The organism is Methylophaga sp., assembly GCF_965655755.1.
Classification (GTDB): domain Bacteria; phylum Pseudomonadota; class Gammaproteobacteria; order Nitrosococcales; family Methylophagaceae; genus Methylophaga.
In genome coordinates this window covers 1474-23780 of record NZ_CBFHHW010000025.1, presented here as the reverse complement: position 1 = coordinate 23780, position 22307 = coordinate 1474, and the positions used below count along the sequence as shown (strand labels likewise).

Sequence of the window (22307 nt, the reverse complement as noted above, 5' to 3'; positions counted from 1 at the left end):
AAGTGTTGTTTGTTTGCATGGGGAATATTTGTCGTTCACCCACTGCAGAAGGCGTGTTTACCAAACTCGTCAATGATAAAGGTACCCGCGATCGTTTCGTGATCGATTCGGCCGGCACCCATGCCTATCACGTTGGTGAAGAACCCGACACACGTGCACAACAGACTGCCAGACAACGTGGTATCGACTTGTCATATATACGAGGCCGTAAATTTTCACGCTCCGACTTTGAGGAATTTGATTATATCCTCGCGATGGATCAGGCTAACTATCAAATCCTAATAGAAGCCTGCCCGGAAGCCTGCCTCGATAAGGTAAAGATGTTTCTGGATTACGCTCCCAACCGTGAAGAAAATGATGTTCCCGATCCCTACTACGGTGGTCAAAATGGTTTCAACCATGTTTTTGACCTGGTCGAAGACGCTTCCCAAGGGTTTTACAATAGCGTCATGAAATGAATAAGACCTTGCGAATCAAAAATGGCGGCGTATGATTACACGCTAATTTGAAATTCAGTAAGGATTTTCAGCGTGAAAGCTTCATCGAAAAGCCGGATTGGCATTGCTGCCGGTTTGTTTGGCCTTGTTCTCTCTTTTCTGCCTCAGTTGGCTGTTGCTGCTGAAAACGTCAAGTTATTGGATCTCACAGGGCACTGGGTAGGTTATACCGCCATTGCCTTGTTTATCTTTGCCTACGCATTAGTCGTAGCTGAAGAACAAATACACATGCGAAAATCCAAACCTGTGATGGTCGCTGCCGGTATCATCTGGGCTCTCATTGCCTTTGTCTATGCTCAACAACCTGACTCTGCATATCACAACACGACAGAAGTGATGATTCGTCACAACCTGCTTGAATATGCTGAATTATTCCTGTTCCTTTTAGCTGCAATGACTTATATCGCCACGATGGGCGAGCGTGGTGTATTCGATGCATTACGTTCATGGCTGATTAATAAAGGCTTTTCCTTAAGAACTATTTTCTGGTTAACCGGCTTACTGGCTTTCTTTATTTCTCCTATCGCTGATAACCTCACAACGGCCTTACTGATGGCGACGGTAGTGATGGCTGTCGGTGGAACCAACACTAAATTTGTCGCCGTAGCCTGTATTAATATCGTCGTCGCAGCCAATGCCGGTGGCGCGTTCAGCCCCTTTGGTGATATCACCACATTGATGGTATGGCAGAAAGGAGTGGTTGAGTTTCACGAGTTCTTTGCCTTATTCCTTCCCTCAGTCGTTAACTGGTTTGTGCCTGCTTTCATCATGTCACTATCAGTCAAAAACGAAACACCTGAAGGCATCCAAGACAACGTCGAATTAAAAGAGGGGGCTTTTGTAGTTATCGGTCTCTTTTTATTGACCATCACTATGGCTGTTTGTGCACACAATTTCCTTCACCTTCCTCCTGTTGTGGGCATGATGACAGGCTTGGGCTTCTTGAAAATTTACGGCTATATGCTGAAATTACGTGAGTCACGCATTTTGATGAAGTTGGAGCAAGTGGGTTCTGACAGGAAACCGTTCAATATATTTCAGCAAATCGAACGTGCCGAGTGGGATACATTAATGTTCTTCTATGGGATTATCCTCTGTGTGGGCGGCTTAGGCACGATTGGTTACCTAGCAATGGGTTCCGAATTGATGTACGGCGATTTGGGTCCTACTACAGCAAATATTCTGGTCGGTCTTATTTCTGCAGTGGTCGATAATATTCCGGTCATGTTTGCTGTGTTATCAATGATGCCGGAGATGAGTCATGGTCAATGGCTACTCGTCACACTGACAGCCGGTGTCGGCGGCTCGTTGCTCTCTGTGGGCTCAGCAGCAGGTGTGGCAGTTATGGGGCAGGCGAGAGGAATATACACCTTCTTCACTCACCTCAAATGGGTCTGGGCAATTGCACTCGGTTATGCGGCCAGCATCTGGGTACATTTATGGCTGAATGCTTCAATGTTTTAAGCAGTCTATTCCAAAGGCATACTGCTGGATGAAGTGATGTAAAGCGCCTATCTTAATCGTACAGTCTGAGTATCAGTTCAGCTATACACGCCGGTCGTTTGCTGTTTTCGATTTCTATCGTCACTTCGCGGACCAGCTCTAATCCTCTGCGTAAGGTTTTGATATCAATGATTCGACTTCTGGCCCTGATTCGCTTTCCCGCTTTTACTGGCGCCGGGAAAATCACTTTATTCATGCCGTAATTCACAACCAATCTGGCTTCCGGATAATCGTTTTTCTCTGGGTTTACGGTATCGGTAAGCAAGGGAATTAAAGACAGTGTCAGAAACCCGTGAGCGATTGTTTGCCTGAAGGGCGATTCAAGTGCGGCCTTGATAGGGTCAGTATGAATCCATTGATGATCACCTGTAACAGCAGCGAATTGATTAATTTGTTCCTGACTAACTTCCAACCATTCACCAACATAGGTTTCTTCACCTAAATGCGTTTGCAGACGTTGATGCAGTGCGACAAAGTTTTCACTCAGTGCTTTACGTTCACTAACCGGTTCAGCTTCCTCAACAGCGTCAAAGAAGTGAAAATACTGTGTCCACGGTAATGACATATTACGAAAGTCAGTGACTTTCTTATTTATGGTTTCTGGCCAGGTTTTCAGGCTCGACTCAACCCGGTTTTTAAGCTCAGTATTCATCGACTCAAGCTTTTCCTGGCCTTGTTTAAGAGATTCTACCAACCGCATCATAAGATCCTTTCTCCTTGTCAGTGACAATTTTATGACAAAATCCGTCGTCAGTAGTTAAATTCTGCATTAAATATGCCATTACTGAATGAACAGTCGTCACTCACAAGCGTTCAATACGACCCGATTACCCCACTACGTTAAGAGATAGCGCAAAACAGGTTCAGCAGGTACAATTTATTGTTTAAAATTTTCGGTTACAAACCTATCATGCTGTATAGCACTGACGATTTGCGAATCACCGGTATACAGGAAGTTATTCCACCGGCGCAACTACATGAAGAATTACCCATCACTGACCAGGCGTCGGAGACGGTATTCAATGCACGTAATTCGACGCAGAACATACTGCAAAAAGACGATGACCGTCTGATTGTTATCGTTGGTCCCTGCAGTATCCATGATCCCAATGCTGCCCGCGAGTATGCCACACGACTCAAGCCTTTAATGGATGAATTGAGTGATGAACTTCACATCGTTATGCGTGTGTACTTTGAAAAACCACGTTCGGTAGTGGGTTGGAAAGGCTTAATTAATGACCCTTATCTGGATGGTAGTTTTAAAATCAATGATGGTTTGTTGATCGCCCGCAAACTGTTGCTGGATCTTGCCGAAATGGGCATCCCTTCCGCGACGGAATACCTTGATCTGATTAGTCCGCAGTACGTGGCAGATCTTGTTTCTTGGGGTGCGATTGGTGCGCGTACCACCGAAAGTCAGGCTCACCGCGAACTGGCGTCAGGCCTTTCCTGCCCGGTAGGTTTCAAAAATGCAACAGATGGTGGTCTGCAAATCGCAGTTGACGCTTGTCTGTCTGCATCCAAACCGCATCACTTCATGTCTGTCACCAAAGAAGGTCGTTCGGCGATTTTCTCCACTACAGGCAACCCTGATTGTCACGTGATTTTACGTGGTGGCCGTGAGCCCAATTTTGATGCTGCCAGCGTCGAAGCCGCTGCAGAGGTCATCGGCCGTTCCGGACAGGATGTCAGAATGATGATTGATTGCAGCCATGCAAATAGCGGTAAGAATCATATCCAGCAGGAGACAGTCTGCCGTGACGTCGCTTCACAAGTAGCTCACGGAGATAAACGTATTATCGGACTAATGCTGGAAAGTAATCTGGTTGAAGGTCGCCAGAATGCAGAACAGGGCAAAGAACTCGTTTACGGTCAAAGTATCACTGATGCCTGTATGGCATGGGATAACACGGACATTTTACTGCGTGAGCTGGCTCAATCGGTAAAACAACGTCGACAACAAGATTAATTGCCTCTGCCGGGATAGATCTCGACATAGGGTTGTCAACACAGACCGATGGCTAAGTCCTTCTACAACAAGCGTTAATATTGATTTCAGCGCTTCGAAAACGTACCTATTTAAGCTATAATTACTTATTAACGATTTGCAGCTGAGCCATGCTCGTGCTGAAATGACAACTAATTCCTGAGAAAATCAGTAGGTTATTAAATGGCAGATTATGCCCTGATATTGATAAGCACGATTTTGGTGAACAACATAGTCCTGGTGAAATTCCTCGGGCTGTGTCCGTTCATGGGTGTCTCCCGTAAGCTCGAAACGGCTATGGGCATGGCACTCGCTACCACATTTGTGTTGACACTATCATCAATCAGCAGCTACCTCATTAACGAATATCTGTTGGCACCATTCAACATTGAATTCCTGCGGACCATCAGCTTTATTTTCGTTATCGCCGTAGTAGTGCAATTTACAGAAATGGTTGTGCACAAAACCAGTCCTCTGTTGTATCAGGTCTTGGGTATTTTCCTACCTTTGATTACGACTAACTGTGCTGTCTTGGGTGTGGCATTACTAAATGTTCAGGAACAACATGGTTTTATCGAATCGGCACTGTATGGCTTTGGTGCAGCAGTCGGTTTCTCTATGGTATTAGTGATTTTTGCGGGTATGCGTGAACGTCTTGCTGTAGCAGATGTACCTGTGCCTTTTCAGGGTGCTGCAATAGGCTTGATTACTGCCGGATTAATGTCGATGGCCTTTATGGGCTTTACCGGACTGGTCAAGGTATAAGCTCATGTTGACAGCAATAATAGCGATAACGCTACTGGCGTTAGTGATGGGATTAATACTCGGTTTTGCCTCTATCAAATTTAAGGTTGAAGGCGATCCGATCGTCGATAAGATCGATAAAATCTTACCGCAAACCCAATGTGGCCAATGTAGTTTTGCCGGTTGCCGTCCCTACGCCGAAGCCATAGCTGCAGGTGAAGTCGACATCAATCGTTGCCCTCCCGGTGGTGAATCCACTATCCAGGCATTGGCTGATTTGCTTGATGTGGAAGCAAAACCGCTTGATGAAGAATGCGGTATTGAAAAGCCGAAAACACTGGCCGTGATTGATGAAGATCGCTGTATAGGGTGCACGCTGTGCATACAGGCGTGCCCGGTTGATGCCATCTTGGGTGCAGCAAAACACATGCACACGGTTATCGCGGATGAATGTACTGGTTGCGAGCTGTGTGTCGAACCATGCCCTGTGGACTGTATTGATATGGTCGAAGTCGCTCAAAACCCGAACACCTGGCGCTGGCCGGACCCCTCTCATGTTCAGCTAGAACGTGGAGGCCATGCATGAGTAAATCACTTGGTTCATTCCCGGGTGGCCTGGTACTGAAAGGACACAAAAAACGTTCTACGCAGTCGCCGATCCGTAAAACGCCATTGGCAAAAACATTGATATTACCGCTGCAACAACACATTGGTGCTGCCGCAGTCCCTATTGTTGAAGTCGGCGATAAAGTGTTGAAAGGTCAACGGCTTGCACGCGCTGAAGGACATGTGTCAGTGTGCCTTCATGCGCCTAGCTCAGGCACCATTAAAGACATCAATGAGCAGCCTATTCCTCACCCATCGGGTCTGAGTGCACCCTGCATCACTATCGAAACTGATGGTGAAGATCAGTGGCTGGAACGGACACCGGTTAAAAACTTCCGTGAGATGTCGGCACATGAAATTCGCCAGATTATCCGTGATGCAGGCATTGTCGGACTGGGTGGCGCCGGTTTCCCTAGCTTTATCAAGCTGAATCCGGGCGTTCACCACACTGTCGAAATGCTACTGCTTAACGGTGCTGAGTGCGAACCCTATATCAGCTGTGATGACATGCTGATGCGAGAACGAGCAGAAGGTATTCTGGATGGCGTTGAAATCATGCAGCATGCCTTGCGTGCCCGTGAGGTGGTGCTGGCCATTGAAGACAACAAACCAGAAGCTATTTCGGCGATGGAGCTGGCTTTGGCGGCCCGACCAAACATACAGAAAACGCGTATTGCCGTTATTCCAACGCGCTATCCGACTGGCGGTGAAAAACAACTGATACAAGTTGTAACAGGCAAGGAAGTACCGACAAACGGTCTGCCAATTGATATTGGCATTGTCAGTCATAACATGGGAACTGCCTATGCGGTTGGGCGTGCCATCAATCATGGTGAACCTCTGATTTCACGCATAGTGACTGTCACTGGCACCGATGTGACCCATGCAGGTAATTTCGAGACGCTATTCGGCACCCCTATTTCAGAGTTGCTGGAATTTGCTGAAACCCAACGTGAACCGGATGAGGCGTTCATTTTGGGTGGCCCGATGATGGGCTTCACTATGTCAGGCGACAATCTGCCTGTCACCAAAACAGCCAACTGTGTTCTCGTTGGTGTTGACGATGCCGCACCGGCAAGCGAGCCTCTCCCCTGTATTCGTTGTGGAGATTGTGCAACCGCTTGTCCTGCCAATCTATTGCCACAACAACTTTACTGGCACTCGCGCGCCAAAGATTTTGATCAGACTCGTGATTACAATTTGTTCGATTGTATTGAGTGTGGCTGCTGTGATTACGTCTGTCCGAGCAAGATTCCGCTGGTGTCGTATTTCCGTTTTGCCAAAACTGAAATCATGAATCAGGAACGCGAACATCAGAAATCCGATTTAGCTCGTGAGCGTTTTGAAGCACGTCAAGCCAGACTGGAACGTGAAAAGCAGGAAAAAGAAGAACGTCAGCGTCAACGTAAAGCGGCTCTGGCAGCCTCAAAAGCGAAAAAAGAAAAACAGGAACAAAAACAAACATCGGCCGAAGCTGAAACGTCAGCCTCGGATGACAAGGAGAATTGAATCCATGGGAATATTCCGGATAAGCCCGCCATTTCTGGCTGGTGCTAACCGTGTAACACTTCAGATGTTGCAGGTTCTGCTGGCTATGATTCCGGCAGTTATTGCTATGGTCTATTTCTTTGGCCCGGCCGTTTTAATCAATATCTCCCTGGCATTGCTTGTCGCGCTTGCCAGTGAAGCCGTTATGCTAAAAATTCGTAAACGGCCGATTAAACCATTTATTACTGACGGCAGCGCTGCTGTTACAGCCATTCTGTTAGCTGTCGCAATCCCGCCTCTCGCGCCATGGTGGCTGACAACCATCGGGATCATGTTTGCGATCATCTTCGCCAAGCATCTCTATGGCGGTTTAGGCTATAACCCTTTTAACCCGGCAATGGTCGGTTATGTATTACTGTTAGTGTCATTTCCGCTGGAAATGACAACCTGGCTACCCGTCGTATCTTTAAGTGAAAATCCAGTTAACTTCAGCGAAGCCTTTCAACTGATTTTTTATGGTGAGACATCATCAGGAATCACCATGGATACGATCTCTGGTGCCACCCCGCTTGATGCCATGAAAACACAGATTGGCCAGGAAATTCTGCCCGAGTACATTGTGAATCAGAACCTGTTTGGCATTTTTGGTGGCGTTGGCTGGGAATGGATTAATGTCTGGTTCGCGCTGGGTGGCCTTTACCTGATATACCGGCGTGTCATTAACTGGCATGTGCCGGTCGCCATGCTCGGCACCATTTTTGTTTTCAGCAGTATCACCAACCTGTTTGCGCCTGAAATCTCTGGTTCTACACTATTTCACCTCTTCAGCGGTGGCACCATGCTGGGTGCCTTCTTTATAGCCACTGATCCTGTATCTGGCTCTACCACGGTAAAAGGTCGCCTGGTCTTTGGCGCCGGTGTCGGTGCTTTGACCTACATTATTCGTGTCTGGGGTGGTTATCCTGATGGTGTCGCCTTTGCTGTTTTATTAATGAATATGGCGGTACCGTTGATTGATTATTACACCCAACCCAGAGTCTATGGTGCGGTGAAATAATGGCGGATTTAAATAAACATATTCTTCGTGTAGGCATGTTGCTAGGACTTTTTGCGATAGTCGCAACTACTATGGTGGCGTTCACTGAAGAAAATACGCGTGGCCAGATCAAAGAAAACGAACGACAAGCCTTACTTGAGGCTATCAGTGCATTGATTCCACATGATGAATACGATAATGCGATCTTAAGTGACACACTCCTATTACCTGCAACCAAATCATTGGGGACAGAATCTCAGACCCGTGTCTTCCGCGCCCGTATGGAAGATGAACCGGTTGCCGCCGTATTTACCGTTGTTGCGCCCGATGGTTATTCTGGCAAAATCAAAATGCTGGTCGGGATATATCATGATGGCTCACTCGCTGGTGTCCGTGTTATCAATCATAAAGAGACCCCTGGCCTTGGTGATAAAATTGATGAAAAACGTTCTGACTGGATTTTACAGTTTGAAGGGTTATCACTTGAAAACCCTATCTCTGCTAAATGGAAAGTCAAAAAAGACGGTGGTGAATTCGATCAATTTACCGGAGCGACTATTACACCAAGAGCTGTTGTCAGTGCGGTAAAACGATCATTACAATATTTCCGTGCTCATCGTGACGAGCTGTTTGCCGCCACAGAGGATAAAAAATGAACGCTTATAAACAAATCATCCAAGAAGGTTTATGGAAAAATAACCCGGCATTAGTTCAGTTACTGGGTTTGTGTCCCTTATTAGCGGTAACGAATACGGTTATCAATGGCCTTGGCCTTGGCTTGGCCACTATCCTGACATTGGTTGCATCAAACGGACTGATCTCATTATTACGTAATCAGATCCCTGATGAAGCGCGTTTACCTGTTTTCGTTATGATCATTGCTTCGATCGTCACCATCATCGAGCTGTCAATGAACGCATGGTTTCATGAACTGTATCTTATTCTGGGGATCTTCATTCCTCTGATAGTGACCAACTGCTCCATCATTGCCCGCGCTGAAGCTTTTGCAGCCCGTAACCCTGTTGGCCCATCACTACTCGACGGCCTGATGATGGGGATTGGTTTTACTGCTGTATTAGTGGTGTTGGGTGGAATGCGTGAACTGATTGGTCAAGGTACCCTCTTTTCACAAGCGTATCTAATGTTTGGTGAGGCGGCACGTGGCTTCACGATTACGGTTATCGAAGATTACCGCGGATTTCTGTTGGCTTTATTGCCACCCGGCGCTTTTATTGGCCTTGGCTTAATTGTCGCATTGAAAAATGTAATTGATGTGAAGCTGGAAAATCGTAAGCCTGACACGGCTCCAGTGGAAGCTGATGCAGAGCCAGTAGCAGGCTGATTATGAATCAGGCGCAACGAGGCGAGTTTTTTGCCACTTTGCAGGCGCACAATCCGGCGCCGACTACAGAACTGAATTACGCGTCACCTTTTGAATTGTTGATTGCCGTTATCTTATCCGCTCAGGCGACAGATGTCGGTGTCAACAAAGCAACAGATAAGCTATACCCAATCGCGAACACACCCAGAACCATTCTGGATTTGGGTCTCGATGGTCTGAAGCACTATATCAAAACCATCGGCTTGTTTAATAGCAAAGCAGAAAACATCATCAAGACCTGTCAGATTCTTCTGGAGCAGCATCAAGGTGAAGTCCCCGATGATCGTGAAGCGCTGGAAGCCTTACCTGGCGTCGGCAGGAAAACGGCTAATGTCATTCTCAATACCGTATTCAAACATCCGGTTATTGCTGTTGATACACATATCTTTCGGCTTTCCAATCGGACAGGGCTGGCTAAAGGAAAAACGGTGCGGGCTGTTGAAGACAAATTGATGAAAGTGATACCGAAAGAATTTCAGTTAGACGCTCATCACTGGTTAATTCTTCATGGACGTTACGTATGTACAGCGCGTAAACCAAAGTGCGAGCAGTGCTGTGTAACGCATCTATGTGATTATTATCGCGCGCAAAGCCGCCGCCTGGCGCAAACCGCCTGATGTTTGGACAGAATAGAGAACAACTTCGTCAGTTCTACCATGATGTCTGGCTTAAAATGCAGTCATCAGAAGCCATGTCGGCTTTGGAGCAGAGTATTGCTCAGGTTATTAAAATGCATCCTGAATACCATGCTGTTTTTGAAAAAAAGGGGCACCTGGAGCAAGAATATTTTGTTGAAGCTGGTGATACCAACCCCTATCTGCATATGGGCTTGCATCTATCTTTGCATGAACAGATCAGTACCGATCGTCCTGCAGGTATTCGCGATGTCTATCAGAAATTATTAACCAAAACCGGTGATAGTCATCAAACCGAACATGACATGATGGAATGTCTGGCAGAGTCGTTATGGCAGGCACAACGTGATAATCAACCACCATCTGAAACACGTTATCTGGACGCACTAAATACACTACTTACTTAAGTCAGTCATCAGAAAATATCGCTCCGCGTGTTTTTTCCTGCACCCTCCCCTTAAAACAAACCGATCGTTTTTCTTCTGACGGATCAAAGTCGTCATATAAAGACAATCTTTATAGCTTGATATTCAGCATAGATTAAATTGAAACAACACCTTTCTGGTATTTGCCAAAACCTTTATTTATGATGGGTAACCGGTTTTTAATGTGAGATAACAATGAGCCAACAAATGACATGTCTGGGATACCAGTCTAATGACACCGAAGCAGTCAAGTTCGTTGTGCCCATTCCAGAAGTCCAAGGTCGTGACCTGCTCGTTAAAATCAATGCAATCGCGGTTAATCCCGTCGACACAAAAGTAAAAGCGGGCATCAATGGCGCGCTTAACGCACCCAAAGTTATCGGCTGGGATGCCACCGGAACAGTCATTGCTGCTGGTGATGAATGTGAATTGATCAAAGTCGGGGATAAAGTATTTTATGCCGGCGATATCAGTCGTTCAGGTTGCTATGCCAGTCATCAGGTGGTTGACGAACGCATTGTCGGGTTTGCCCCTGAAACGTTAGAACCCGTAGCCGCTGCTGCAATGCCTTTAACCAGCATTACAGCGTGGGAAGCACTGTTTTCCAGAATGCGTATTCATCCCAACCTGGATAAAGGCAAAACCATACTTATCGTTGGTGCTGCCGGGGGCGTTGGTTCTATCGCTATTCAGCTCGCCAAGAAAGTCGCAGAACTAAATGTGGTCGCAACCGCATCACGTGACGAATCAGAGGCATGGTGTCGTGAACTGGGCGCTGATTATGTGATTAATCATTATCAACTGAATGACGATTATGCCAAGCTGCCTATCGAACCGCCCGATTATATTTTATGTCTGGGTGACACGGATCCCTATTTCGAACAACTCGCCGATCTAATAGCGCCTCAGGGCCTGATTTGTTATGTCGTGACCAGTCAGAAGAATCATAATATTGATCTGCTGAAAACCAAGAGTGCTGGCGTTGTCTGGGAGTTTATGTTTACCCGGCCGATGTATCAAACGGGTGATATGACAGCGCAACATCAGCTTCTTAATCGCATCGCAGACATGCTTGACAGCGGCATGCTCCGTTGCACGATGAAACAAAACTTAGGGCCAATGTCGATAAAAACACTTGCACAGGCACATCAAATGCTTTTATCTGGCAAGACATTAGGCAAGATAAGTCTGGAAGCAATTGAAAACTGATAACCAATAGGCTGCTATCAGACGTGGCATGCACAGGTCGATAACCGTATAATTATCCGAATTCTTAAAATAGCTGAGGTTCAATAATGGACAACAATAAATCTGGTCAATTCTTTATAGGTAGTATTGTAACTTTTGCCCTTTTGTTTGGCTTGGTTTTGATCATTCTCAACAACATGGAAAATGTTGCCAAGAATGTGACCGCACCAGAAAAAATGGATGCCGAAACTGTGGCGGAACGCATTAAGCCTGTTGCTGAAGTCACGGTCGGCGAACCGCCTGCAGTACAAGCACCTGTTGAATCAGAAGCTGATGCCAGTGCCGGTGGGCCGGGTGAGAAAATCGTAACTCAAGTCTGTGCCGCCTGTCATGCTGCAGGTTTAATGCAGTCGCCTAAACTGGCTAGTGCCAGTGACTGGGCACCACGCATCGAAAAAGGTATCGAAACACTCTACAAACATGCAATTGAAGGCTTCAAAATGATGCCAGCCAAAGGCGGTCGTTCAGATCTGAGTGATGGTGAGATCAAAGCCGCTGTTGATTACATGGTTCAAGAAGCACAGTAATCGAGAACGCTTTAATGAATACGATGGCACTACTCCTGCTGTGAGTAGTGCCTGTCTTTTCAGCAGAGCGTTTAATCTTATTTAAAACTGAAAAAAGCAGATGAACTTGTTCGCCTTCAACCTACCCCTGATTGCACTAATCCCTTTTCTAGGTGCGCCGCTGGCAGCCTATGCAGCAAAATATAGCCGACAGGCTTCTGCCTGGGTAGCAGGCCTTGTGACCCTGCTTTCATTAGCATTACTGATTCCAATCATCCATCTACCGTTTGATAATCAGACATTAATTCAAAGTTGGTCTTGGCTTCCATCATTAGGCCTCGATTTCGCCTTCCGGCTTGATGGCCTTGCTTTACTATTCACTCTGTTAATTCAATTGATTGGCCTGCTGGTCATTCTATATGCCCGTTATTATCTTTCTGCAAAAGATTCCATGGGCCGTTTTTTCTCTTATTTGCTGATGTTCATGGGCTCAATGCTGGGGATCGTGTTATCAGAAAACCTTATTCAACTGGTTGTTTTCTGGGAATTAACCTCGCTCACGTCTTTCTTGCTGATTAGTTACTGGCAACATCAGCAAGATGCCAGAGATGGCGCAAGAATGGCATTGGCCATCACAGGAGCCGGCGGTTTGGCAATGCTGGCAGGTGTGTTGTTGATTGGTCACATCGTTGGGAGCTTTAATCTAACTGAGGTCCTGGCTGCTGGCGATCAAATCCGCGAGCATGATCTTTATCTCACGGTGTTGGTCTTAATTTTATTAGGTGTGTTCACCAAGTCAGCCCAATTTCCGTTTCATTTCTGGTTGCCACACGCCATGGCGGCCCCCACTCCCGTTTCGGCTTATCTCCATTCAGCCACTATGGTTAAAGCCGGCATTTTTATGCTGGCAAGATTATTTCCTGCCTTGTCAGGAACGGAAGCCTGGGGCTGGATGGTCGGTGGTGCCGGTATGTTAACCATGGTGCTCGGCGCCTATACCGCTTTATTCAAACATGATTTAAAAGGTCTGTTGGCGTATTCAACCATCAGTCACCTTGGTCTTATCACCCTGCTGTTTGGTTTTAGTACCCAATTGGCCGCCGTAGCTGCAATATTCCACATAATTAACCATGCGACATTCAAGGCCTCCTTATTTATGGTGGCCGGCATTATTGATCATGAGTGTGGCACCCGTGATATGCGTAAGGTCAACGGCTTACTGAAATATATGCCTCATACGGCTGTACTTGCCATGATTGCAGCCTCAGCGATGGCGGGCGTCCCCCTACTGAATGGTTTTTTGAGTAAAGAGATGTTCTTCGAACAGGCTGTGACGGCATCAGATGCTAACAGTCTGGCCTGGGCTATTCCGATATTAGTGACCCTGGGTGCTATCTTCTCCGTGGCCTATTCATTACGGTTTATTCACGATGTTTTCTTTAATGGCGAGCCTGTCGGTTTAACAAAAACCCCGCACGAACCACCGCGGTTTATGAAAATTCCGGTCGACATTCTGGTTTTACTTTGTCTGGGTGTGGGTATTGTGCCCATGATTCTGGTCGCTCCGATTTTGTCAGTTGCTGTCGCCGCTAGTCTGCAAACCGCACCGCCACAATTCAGTCTGGCAATGTGGCATGGCATCAACCTGCCTCTCATTATGAGCTTTATCGCGATGGGAATAGGGGCTGTGGTCTATTTCAACCGGCATAAACTCTTCCGCTGGCATGATGAGACTTTACCTCGTATTGATGCTCGTAAACTGTTCAATATTGCCCTGCACGGGTTGCTGGTAACATCAGGGAAAATAAGTCGTGTATTTGATCGGGGCTCCTTACAAAATGCAGTAAGTTGGGTATTGTTCTCTGCTGTTGCTGCCCTTGTTTACGGGTTTAGTCTATTTGATAGTCCTCTTATCGGTGATAGAACCTTAATGGGTGTTGATCTCATTACGCTGTCCATGGTCACAATATTAGCTCTAGCCAGCATTCTCACTGCTCGACTGCATAAACGTCGACTGGTGGCGTTGATCATTGTCGGCGTGATAGGCCTGATTATTTCTTTGGGGTTTGTGAAGTTCTCAGCACCGGATCTGGCCTTAACGCAACTATCTGTGGAAGTAGTCACTGTTGTGCTGTTACTTCTGGCACTCTTTTTTCTACCACAACATACGCCTCAGGAGCGGAACCGGAAACGTCTGTCACGCGACTTGTTTTTATCAGTAACAGCGGGTGTCAGTGTGATGATGCTTGCCATGGCTGTGTTGAGTCGTGATTATGCGCCTATCTCCGATTTCTTCCTTGAGAATAGTAAGCCCGGCGGCGGCGGTACCAATGTGGTTAATGTCATTCTGGTTGATTTCCGTGGGTTTGATACCTTAGGTGAAATCGTTGTGCTGGCATTGGCCGGTCTGGGTATCTTTGCTCTGCTCCAGAATCTACGGTTACCGGCACCCCTGAAAGATATTGATGGTCGTGAGTGGAACCATGATCCACATCCACCGATCATGCAGACTTTAACCCGTTTATTGTTCCCGTTGATGTTATTGGTGGCCGTATTTATATTCCTGCGAGGCCATAACCTACCGGGTGGCGGTTTCATCGCCGGTTTGATTGCTGCGGTTGCTTTAATATCACAGTATCTGGCGAATGGTATTGACTGGACCAATGCCCGCATCAATATTGATATGCATATTGTCATTGGCTTTGGCTTGTTAGCAGCAGTAGGGACCGGTATTGTCTCCATGCTAATTTCCTATCCATTTTTAACCTCCGCTTTCACCTATCTTGAATGGCCGATAGTCGGAAAATTTGAGGTTGCCAGTGCAATGGCTTTTGACCTCGGCGTTTTCCTGGTGGTCATTGGCGCCACGGTATTGATTCTGGTGGAACTCGGCAAGCTCAGTCATGCCTCACATCTCGTATTCGATCAGGAGCGTTCATAAATGGAATGGTTAGTATCACTAGCTATTGGTGTGATGACAGCCAGTGGCGTGTACCTGATTTTACGGGCAAGGACTTTTCCACTGGTTCTGGGGCTGACCCTCTTGTCCTATGCCGTTAATGTATTCCTCTTTTCAATGGGACGATTACAAATTGGTCAGGCTGCCATCATCAGTCCTGAAACATCCATCTACACCGATCCGCTTCCTCAGGCGCTGGTACTGACAGCAATCGTCATCGCATTTGGTATGACAGCCTTTCTGATTGTGCTTGCCTTAAAGGCACGCAGTGAGTTGGGTAACGACCATGTTGATGGATTGATCTACGTCGCTGAAGAACAGGTCGATACAAATAAAAAACCGCAGTCTGAGGAAAACACATGATTTCTCAGCTTCCAATTCTGCCCGTTTTATTACCGCTAATTGCTGGCTTTTCAGTACTTTTTGCTCGAGTCTCGGGGCTTAAGCTACAACGCATTTTTAGCTTAATCTTTACTCTTGGCTTACTGATATTGACCTTGTTCACGCTCAACATTGCTTCAGATGGCAATCATCAGGTTTATCTTTTGGGCAATTGGTCAGCGCCTTTCGGCATTGTGCTGGTGATGGATCAACTCGCGGCTTTAATGCTGCTGTTAACCGCTATTCTGGCGTTGTTTGCCCTTATCTATGCCATCAGCCAACGTCTGGATGAAAAAGGCCAACACTTCCATGTGCTTTATCAGTTACAGCTTTTTGGCATCAATGGCGCATTTCTGACCGGTGATCTGTTTAATCTATTTGTCTTTTTCGAAGTACTGCTGCTCGCCTCCTACGGTCTTTTATTACATGGTGGCGGACGATTCCGTACCAAAGGAGGCCTTCATTATGTGGTCATTAATCTGGTTGGCTCTGCCCTCTTTCTATTTGCTGTCGGCACGCTTTACGGCATTTTAGGTACACTTAATATTGCTGATCTGGCCAGTAAAATGGCGACTGTCGGGCCGGAGGATCAAGGTATCGTTTCAGCTGCAGCCTTATTGCTATTGGTTGTGTTTGGAATTAAAGCCGCAATTTTCCCACTCTATCTCTGGTTGCCCGGTGCTTACGCACATACATCCGCGGCCGTTGCCGCCCTGTTTGCGATAATGACTAAAGTCGGTTTGTACGCCATTATTCGTGTCCATGGCACATTATTCGGTAACGAGGCTGGCATATTGAGTGGCTTGCATATCGACATTGTGCTTGTGTTAGGCATGATTACATTGATTCTGGCAGCGCTGGGAGTGATGGCTGCCCGAGCCCTGAAAGAACAAGTCGCTTATCTTATTCTGGCATCAGTCGCGACGCTTTTAATTGGTATTGGGATCAATACTGAACAGGCTTTATCAGCCAGTTTGTATTATCTAATTCATTCAACATTGATTGGTGCAGCTTTATTCTTGCTGGCCGATGTTATTGCAGAAGCGCGTGGTAGTTATGCAGACAGACTGCGGGCAGCACCCGTTATGCGATCAGCTATTTTGCTTGGCAGTGTCTTTTTGTTTGCTGCTGTAGCGATTACCGGTATGCCGCCTTTGTCAGGCTTCTTTGGTAAAGTGTTATTACTCAATGCTGCTATTACACATAACCTGGCTATCTGGATATATATCGTCATTCTGACATCGAGTCTGTTGTTAGTGATTGCCACCGCCCGATCAGGTTCGATTTTGTTTTATCAAGTTCAAGATGAAGGTGATCATGACGGTCAGAATGTCAATAAAGTCGCGTTCAGTGCAATGGCGGTGTTGTTATTAATGAGTCCAGCGCTTGTTATTTTGGCAGACCCGGTGACGCAACTGACTGAGGCTATTGCTGCACAATTGACTGACTCATCTAGCTATATTGATGCCGTATTAAGTCAGGCTGTTAGCAAGGGAGGACACTAAGATGTTGAGATCGATCTTTCCTCATCCCCTGCTAAGCATTGTTTTATGGATTATCTGGTTATTGCTGAACAATACCATTGCTGCCGGTCATATCCTCTTGGGCGCTTTATTGGCTGTGTTCATTCCATGGTTCAGTGCCGGCTTTTGGCAGGAAAAAGTAACCATTAAACGGCCCTGGCTGATGGTGAAGTATATTTTTGTTGTGATCTATCAAATAATCGTAGCCAACATCATGGTCGCACGTTTAATTCTGACCAATCAGAATAAATTGCAGCCGGGTTTTTTGTACGTCCCACTCGAATTAACCTCTCCAATCGCTATCAGCCTACTGGCGAATACCATTTCACTAACTCCTGGGACCGTAAGCTGCGATTTAACCGACGATAAAAAAAGCTTACTCATACATGCTTTGCATATCACCGATGCCGATGCGACCGTAGCTGAAATTAAACAATCATTTGAAAAACCATTGAAGGAGATCTTCAACTGATGCTGAATGTAGCGATTAATATTTCGTTTGCAATGGTTTGCCTCGCTTTACTATTAAGTCTATACCGCTTATTACTTGGACCCGATGTGCCTGATCGTATTCTGGCACTGGATACCCTTTACATTAACTCGATTGCTTTATTAATTCTGTTGGGGATTTCATTAAAAAGCGTGCTTTATTATGAAGCGGCTTTATTGATTGCATTGATGGGCTTTATGGGAACGCTGGCGTTAAGCAAATATCTGCTTCGCGGCGATATCATGGAATAAAACAATGCTCGAAATCATTTTATCGATATTGATTATTCTCGGTGGTTTTTTCACCTTTGTAGGCTCTCTGGGCTTATTCAAGCTGCGTGATTTTTATATGCGCCTGCATGGACCGACCAAAGCCAGTACGCTCGGTGTAGGCGCCATTCTGCTTGCTTCGGCTATTCACTTCAGTGTGAAAACAGGCGATATCAGCCTTCATGAAGTTCTGGTTACCTTGTTCCTGTTTATCACCGCTCCGGTAAGTGCTCACCTTATGGCGAAAGCAGCGTTACATATCAAAGTCAGACAAGACAAGCGTACCCTAAACAAATCGGATCAGGACTAAAACCTTGCAAATTTGGGTTGATGCTGATGCCTGTCCTGTGACCATCAGAGAAATTCTATTTCGTGCTGCCCGCCGAACGGGCATTGAGCTGATTTTTATTGCCAACCACCCACTCAAAATGCCTCCTGATAGCAATATTAGTTTTATGCAGGTCGCCTCTGGTTTTGATATCGCTGACGATGAAATTGCAGAGCGAGTAAAAGCAGGTGATTTGGTGATCAGTGCTGATATCCCCCTTGCCAATGCCGTCATTGATAAAGGCGCATTATGCCTAAGCCCTCGCGGTGAGCTTCTCGATAAAAGTAATATTGCAGCGCGCCTGACTATGCGTGATTTTATGGATACACTTCGCTCAAGTGGCGTTGAAACGGGCGGTCATAAGGCCCTTCATCAGCGCGATCGCATGGAGTTTGCCAATCAACTTGATAAACTTTTGCTCGCATCTACACGTTGAGATACCAAGCTGAGAAGACAAGTAAAATCTATTTCAGACGCCTTTATATAACCTCGGCACCGACAGTAATGGATCAATCGGTCAGTGTTGGATAACTAGTCGTTATACCTTCGCTTAAAGTTCATATTCAAAGCCGATGTATGCTGATAAAGGTGCCCCCGGGTTGAGGATGGCATCGTCAGCATTAGCCTGAGATCGCACACCATGTGTTGCAATATAATCACGATCTAACAAATTCCTGACTTCGACGAAGACTTTTAATTGGTCATTAGACCAGCCACCTTTCAGACCAAAAAGCGTATACGAGCGAACCTTGTAAGTATTTGCAAAGTCTGCATAACGATCTGAGACGTAATCCATGGTGGGACCAGCATAAAAGCCATTACTGTTGCGATAAAGCAGTTCACCTTTGAATATAAATTTGGGGGCAGCCGGCAGCGTGTTGTCACCAAAGGCAGCATCGTCATCAAAGCGAAAGCGGTTCCAGGTTATACTCGCTAAGGGTGCAAGACGATGGCGCCCTGTACCATCTATCGCTAAATCAGCCGATAATAACGCTTCGATACCGGTATGTATGGTTTCATCCGCATTACTGGTTTCAAACGTACCCGGGGCCGCTGGATCTTCAACAGAGAGAATTTCATTATCGAGTTCAGCGTAATAGGCTGATACATCCCATCCCCAACTGTTTTTACCGGATAATGAGTAATGACCTCGCGTACCCACTTCAAACACATCCCCTTCCATTGCATCCAGGGAGTCTCCGGGATTAAACACATCCTCTAACTGATATGTCGTAGGTGCCTCATACAGTTGACTCAGGTTGGTATAGGTAGAGATTTTCTCACTCCATTGATAGACCAAGCCAATACGCGGGTTAATGCTGTTGTATGTTCCGTCTGTTTTCACGCTTGTGCTGGTCGCAATCGAGGTTGACTCTGTTTCCCGCTCAGCCTGAACGGCTTGAGCACCGACTACCAGACTCCAGTCATCAGATAACTGCCAACGATCCAGTAAGAACACTTCCAAGGTTTCACCGGCATTTTCTGTCTTGGTTGAGCGACCTGTTTTTTCCCCAGCAGCATGCGTGTAATTACCACCGTCAATTCGGGTTTCACCATAATTAAAGCCCATCAGCCAGTCATGGTCACCCAGTTTATGTTGATACCGCACCATGGTGCCGACATCACGCACAGTGTTATCAATCAGCAAACTAAAAAATGGTGAAAATACAATCGGGTGAAATAGTTCCTGCTCTTCAAAAGACACACCGAACTCAAGACGACGATTATTATCTATATCCCAGGTCGTTTTATTGGCTATACGGCGAATATTTACATCTTTCTGATAATGCCCGGCATCACGGCGAGAGCTGGTACTGGCCTGAGCGCGATCTTCACGCACCTCAGCCCTGCTCAATGAACCGGCTAACTCCTGATCGTCGTTCAGCAAGGTAAGGTAAAAGCGTGTTGAAATATCCTTGTTTAATTTAATACCGCTATTGGCATAGAGACCGGTCCGCGTTTGTTTATTATGATCCCGATATCCATCCCACTCTTTGTTCTCAATCGTCACCAAGGCATCGAGCTGATCATTAAACACCTGACTCGCCGTTAAGCGGCTCTGACGTTGGCCATGACTGCCTCCAGATAAGGATAAGCTTAATGGTGAGCTGTTATAGGCTGTACGAGTAATAAAGTTAACAGCCCCCCCTAAAGTACTGGCACCATATTTCATCGCATTAGCACCACGGGCAAAAACTGCATACTGCGAACTCAGCGGATCGATAATTCGGTTATGGTTGTTACCATCGGCTGAAGTCACCGACAGTCCATCCTGTAACAATTTAATACCATTCATATCGTAATCAATGGCATCCAGGTTGGAACCACGACTAGAAAAAAAGATATTATCGTTGCCGGTGTCACTTGCCGCCCACACACCGGGGACATAGCGCAAAGCATCTTCGAGACTGGAGACCTGACCTTCATATAATGTGTCCATCTCAATCACACTGACACCGCCCGGCGTCATGCGCGCTTCTTGCTTATCCGCTTCAAGTCCAAAGTTTCCTGGCGCAATAGCACTTCCAACGACTTCCAGTTGTTGCAGTTCCAACGTGCTATGTTCGGCATACACATTCGCGCTTATACCCGCAAGAAAGGCAACAGTCAGATTTTTTACTGACGTGTAAAAGATGCGTCGTGACATAAACTTTTTCCATTTTCGACAATAAAACCTGCTCATACAGGTGCAATGGAATAAGTATAAAGATGGCGAAATGAATGAAAGTGGGTGAGGCGTCAGATAAAGAGTGAAACTCAGTGGTGATTAGCGTGGGATGGCGCTTTTATGTCAAGGAATGGCGCCGGTTTTTCATAGTCATGCCACTGCTTGTCAGCCTCTGGGATTTCATGCCAGTAGTTCTCACCAGTAATGCAGGTTTGTCTGACCGGCAGGTATAAGGTTTGTGGTTCGGCAGCCACTTTGGCTTTGAACACAAATTCGTCATAAAAGTTATCTTCTAATTGACCGCCGTACCATGTAATGACACTGACATCTTCAGTCACCGTTTTGCCATGTGAATCATATGGCTTGGTTAAAGTCTTTTTGACAATATCGATTTCCCAACCCGGCTTTGCCATCGGTTTAGCGTATTGAATACCCTCGGGAATCTCAATACTAATCTGCGTTGTCGTAGCCCCTTCACAACCGTGGCCGATACCCAAAGTCGCTTTATAGTAGCTGCCACTGGTAACTTCGGGCTGTTGGAAAACGGCGTGAGCATTAGCAATGGCAGGTATTGCCAACAAAGCTACAAACATTATCTTTTTCATCGTATCTCTCCGGGAAATACCTAAACCAAAATAGAACATCATATTGATGTCAGTTTATGCAAAAAAAACGGGGTTGAAGTGTGTGAAATAACCACGCAGTGTGGCATATGGCTGAATACTTAATTTAACATCGCTCTGATGTTCGATAAGTGCGCCTTACCCCGCTCTTTTCGTTCTTCCGGATCTACCTGCGTTTTCTCAGACATCCAGATCAGGTCATCTGACGGTAATTCACGCAAGAATCGACTTTCTTCGCAGTCCATTTTTTCGCCATAGCGTTTCCGGCTATTCGCCATCGTCATAACCAGACTTCGCTGAGCACGTGTGATGCCGACATAGGTCAACCGTCTTTCTTCCTCAATCGAATCTTCTTCAATACTGTTTCGATGCGGTAGAATTTCTTCTTCCATACCAATCATGAAAACATGAGGAAACTCGAGCCCTTTGGCGGCATGTAAAGTCATCAAATGCACTGCGTCAGCCTGATTCTCATCTTCCTGACGATCCAGAATATCCATCAAGGTCAGACGTGCAGCAATGTCACCGATACTTTTTTGCTCAGTATCATTTTCGATAATACGATCAATCCAACTCAGTAGTTCCAACACATTATCCATGCGTCTTTCTGCCTTATTTGGATCGCCACTGGTTTCTTCAAGCCAGCCCCGGTATTCGATCTCTTCGATCATATCGCGGATGGCACTCATCAAATCACCACGCTTGGCTCGATCAGCGATATCCACCAGCCAGTTAGCAAAATGCTCAAGATTGAGCATGGCTTTTGCTGAAAGCTGTTCTGCCAGACCAAATTCAAAACAGGCACCGAATAAACTGGTTCTTCGTTCTGTGGCGTAGTTACCAAGCGTCTGTAGTGTGCTTGAGCCGATGCCTCTTCTTGGTGTGTTTATCACCCGCAGGAAAGCGTTGTCGTCATCCTGATTTGCGAGCAAACGCAGATACGCCATGATGTCTTTGACTTCAATCCGGGAGAAAAACGAAGTACCACCTGTCAGGAAATAGGGCACATG

At 46.3% G+C, this 22307-nt stretch carries 24 protein-coding genes; 20 read left to right on the top strand and 4 right to left on the bottom strand.

Annotated elements, in window-relative coordinates; all coding sequences use genetic code 11:
• Positions 1-2: 2 nt before the first annotated feature.
• Positions 3-458: a low molecular weight protein-tyrosine-phosphatase gene (locus ACTF5U_RS09140; RefSeq protein WP_438971321.1), complete on the top strand. Its 456-nt coding sequence runs from the start codon at positions 3-5 to the stop codon at positions 456-458.
• A gap of 72 nt (positions 459-530) precedes the next feature.
• A complete protein-coding gene (nhaD, locus tag ACTF5U_RS09135) occupies positions 531-1961 on the top strand; it encodes a sodium:proton antiporter NhaD (RefSeq protein ID WP_438971320.1) in 1431 nt (476 codons plus the stop codon).
• A 52-nt stretch (positions 1962-2013) separates the two neighbouring features.
• Here the strand turns inward: nhaD and ACTF5U_RS09130 are convergent, their stop codons facing one another.
• Positions 2014-2703, bottom strand: coding sequence for a MaoC family dehydratase (locus ACTF5U_RS09130; protein ID WP_438971319.1), 690 nt, complete (start codon positions 2701-2703; stop codon positions 2014-2016).
• A 207-nt stretch (positions 2704-2910) separates the two neighbouring features.
• Here ACTF5U_RS09130 and ACTF5U_RS09125 point away from each other — a divergent pair, with 207 nt between their 5' ends.
• The 18 genes from ACTF5U_RS09125 to ACTF5U_RS09040 all read left to right on the top strand — a co-directional run bounded on the left by ACTF5U_RS09125 (position 2911) and on the right by ACTF5U_RS09040 (position 18442).
• On the top strand, positions 2911-3969 hold the full coding sequence (locus ACTF5U_RS09125) for a 3-deoxy-7-phosphoheptulonate synthase (RefSeq protein WP_438971337.1): 1059 nt from the start codon (positions 2911-2913) through the stop codon (positions 3967-3969).
• A gap of 201 nt (positions 3970-4170) precedes the next feature.
• On the top strand, positions 4171-4752 hold the full coding sequence (rsxA, locus tag ACTF5U_RS09120) for an electron transport complex subunit RsxA (RefSeq protein ID WP_438971318.1): 582 nt from the start codon (positions 4171-4173) through the stop codon (positions 4750-4752).
• Between the two features lie 4 nt (positions 4753-4756).
• A complete protein-coding gene (gene rsxB / locus ACTF5U_RS09115) occupies positions 4757-5317 on the top strand; it encodes an electron transport complex subunit RsxB (RefSeq protein WP_438971317.1) in 561 nt (186 codons plus the stop codon).
• Positions 5314-6846, top strand: a complete 1533-nt coding sequence (gene rsxC / locus ACTF5U_RS09110; protein WP_438971316.1) for an electron transport complex subunit RsxC — start codon at positions 5314-5316, stop codon at positions 6844-6846. Before rsxB ends, rsxC begins: the two co-directional genes overlap by 4 nt.
• Before the next feature lie 4 nt (positions 6847-6850).
• On the top strand, positions 6851-7882 hold the full coding sequence (rsxD, locus tag ACTF5U_RS09105) for an electron transport complex subunit RsxD (protein ID WP_438971315.1): 1032 nt from the start codon (positions 6851-6853) through the stop codon (positions 7880-7882).
• The gene (gene rsxG, locus ACTF5U_RS09100; protein WP_438971314.1) at positions 7882-8517 is read left to right on the top strand and encodes an electron transport complex subunit RsxG; all 636 of its coding nucleotides are present in this window, start codon (positions 7882-7884) and stop codon (positions 8515-8517) included. Before rsxD ends, rsxG begins: the two co-directional genes overlap by 1 nt.
• Positions 8514-9203, top strand: coding sequence for an electron transport complex subunit E (locus ACTF5U_RS09095; RefSeq protein ID WP_438971313.1), 690 nt, complete (start codon positions 8514-8516; stop codon positions 9201-9203). Before rsxG ends, ACTF5U_RS09095 begins: the two co-directional genes overlap by 4 nt.
• 2 nt (positions 9204-9205) lie before the next feature.
• Positions 9206-9859, top strand: coding sequence for an endonuclease III (gene nth, locus ACTF5U_RS09090; protein WP_438971312.1), 654 nt, complete (start codon positions 9206-9208; stop codon positions 9857-9859).
• Positions 9859-10284: a DUF1841 family protein gene (locus tag ACTF5U_RS09085; RefSeq protein WP_438971311.1), complete on the top strand. Its 426-nt coding sequence runs from the start codon at positions 9859-9861 to the stop codon at positions 10282-10284. The genes nth and ACTF5U_RS09085 overlap by 1 nt, the downstream gene beginning before the upstream one ends.
• A 213-nt stretch (positions 10285-10497) precedes the next feature.
• Positions 10498-11511, top strand: coding sequence for a zinc-binding alcohol dehydrogenase family protein (locus tag ACTF5U_RS09080; protein WP_438971310.1), 1014 nt, complete (start codon positions 10498-10500; stop codon positions 11509-11511).
• An 86-nt stretch (positions 11512-11597) separates the two neighbouring features.
• A complete protein-coding gene (locus ACTF5U_RS09075; RefSeq protein WP_438971309.1) occupies positions 11598-12077 on the top strand; it encodes a c-type cytochrome in 480 nt (159 codons plus the stop codon).
• A 100-nt stretch (positions 12078-12177) separates the two neighbouring features.
• The gene (locus ACTF5U_RS09070; protein WP_438971308.1) at positions 12178-14997 is read left to right on the top strand and encodes a monovalent cation/H+ antiporter subunit A; all 2820 of its coding nucleotides are present in this window, start codon (positions 12178-12180) and stop codon (positions 14995-14997) included.
• Positions 14998-15378 carry a Na+/H+ antiporter subunit C gene (locus ACTF5U_RS09065; RefSeq protein ID WP_438971307.1) on the top strand — a complete coding sequence of 127 codons (381 nt, stop codon included), beginning with the start codon at positions 14998-15000 and terminating at the stop codon, positions 15376-15378.
• Entirely contained in the window at positions 15375-16901 is a 1527-nt protein-coding gene (locus tag ACTF5U_RS09060; RefSeq protein WP_438971306.1) for a monovalent cation/H+ antiporter subunit D, read from the top strand. The genes ACTF5U_RS09065 and ACTF5U_RS09060 overlap by 4 nt, the downstream gene beginning before the upstream one ends.
• Before the next feature lies 1 nt (position 16902).
• Positions 16903-17391, top strand: coding sequence for a Na+/H+ antiporter subunit E (locus ACTF5U_RS09055; protein ID WP_438971305.1), 489 nt, complete (start codon positions 16903-16905; stop codon positions 17389-17391).
• A complete protein-coding gene (locus ACTF5U_RS09050; RefSeq protein WP_438971304.1) occupies positions 17391-17660 on the top strand; it encodes a K+/H+ antiporter subunit F in 270 nt (89 codons plus the stop codon). Before ACTF5U_RS09055 ends, ACTF5U_RS09050 begins: the two co-directional genes overlap by 1 nt.
• Positions 17661-17664: 4 nt before the next feature.
• Positions 17665-17988 (top strand): Na+/H+ antiporter subunit G, encoded by a 324-nt coding sequence (locus ACTF5U_RS09045; RefSeq protein ID WP_438971303.1) that lies wholly within the window; start codon positions 17665-17667, stop codon positions 17986-17988.
• Positions 17989-17992: 4 nt separating this feature from the next.
• Entirely contained in the window at positions 17993-18442 is a 450-nt protein-coding gene (locus tag ACTF5U_RS09040; protein ID WP_438971302.1) for a YaiI/YqxD family protein, read from the top strand.
• A gap of 114 nt (positions 18443-18556) precedes the next feature.
• Here ACTF5U_RS09040 and ACTF5U_RS09035 read toward each other — a convergent pair whose 3' ends face one another.
• The 3 genes from ACTF5U_RS09035 to ACTF5U_RS09025 all read right to left on the bottom strand — a co-directional run.
• Positions 18557-20653, bottom strand: coding sequence for a TonB-dependent receptor family protein (locus tag ACTF5U_RS09035; protein ID WP_438971301.1), 2097 nt, complete (start codon positions 20651-20653; stop codon positions 18557-18559).
• A 110-nt stretch (positions 20654-20763) separates the two neighbouring features.
• Positions 20764-21279, bottom strand: coding sequence for a YcnI family copper-binding membrane protein (locus tag ACTF5U_RS09030; RefSeq protein ID WP_438971300.1), 516 nt, complete (start codon positions 21277-21279; stop codon positions 20764-20766).
• Positions 21280-21398: 119 nt separating this feature from the next.
• A partial coding sequence (locus tag ACTF5U_RS09025; RefSeq protein WP_438971299.1) for a 3'-5' exonuclease occupies positions 21399-22307 on the bottom strand: 909 nt, incomplete at its 5' end.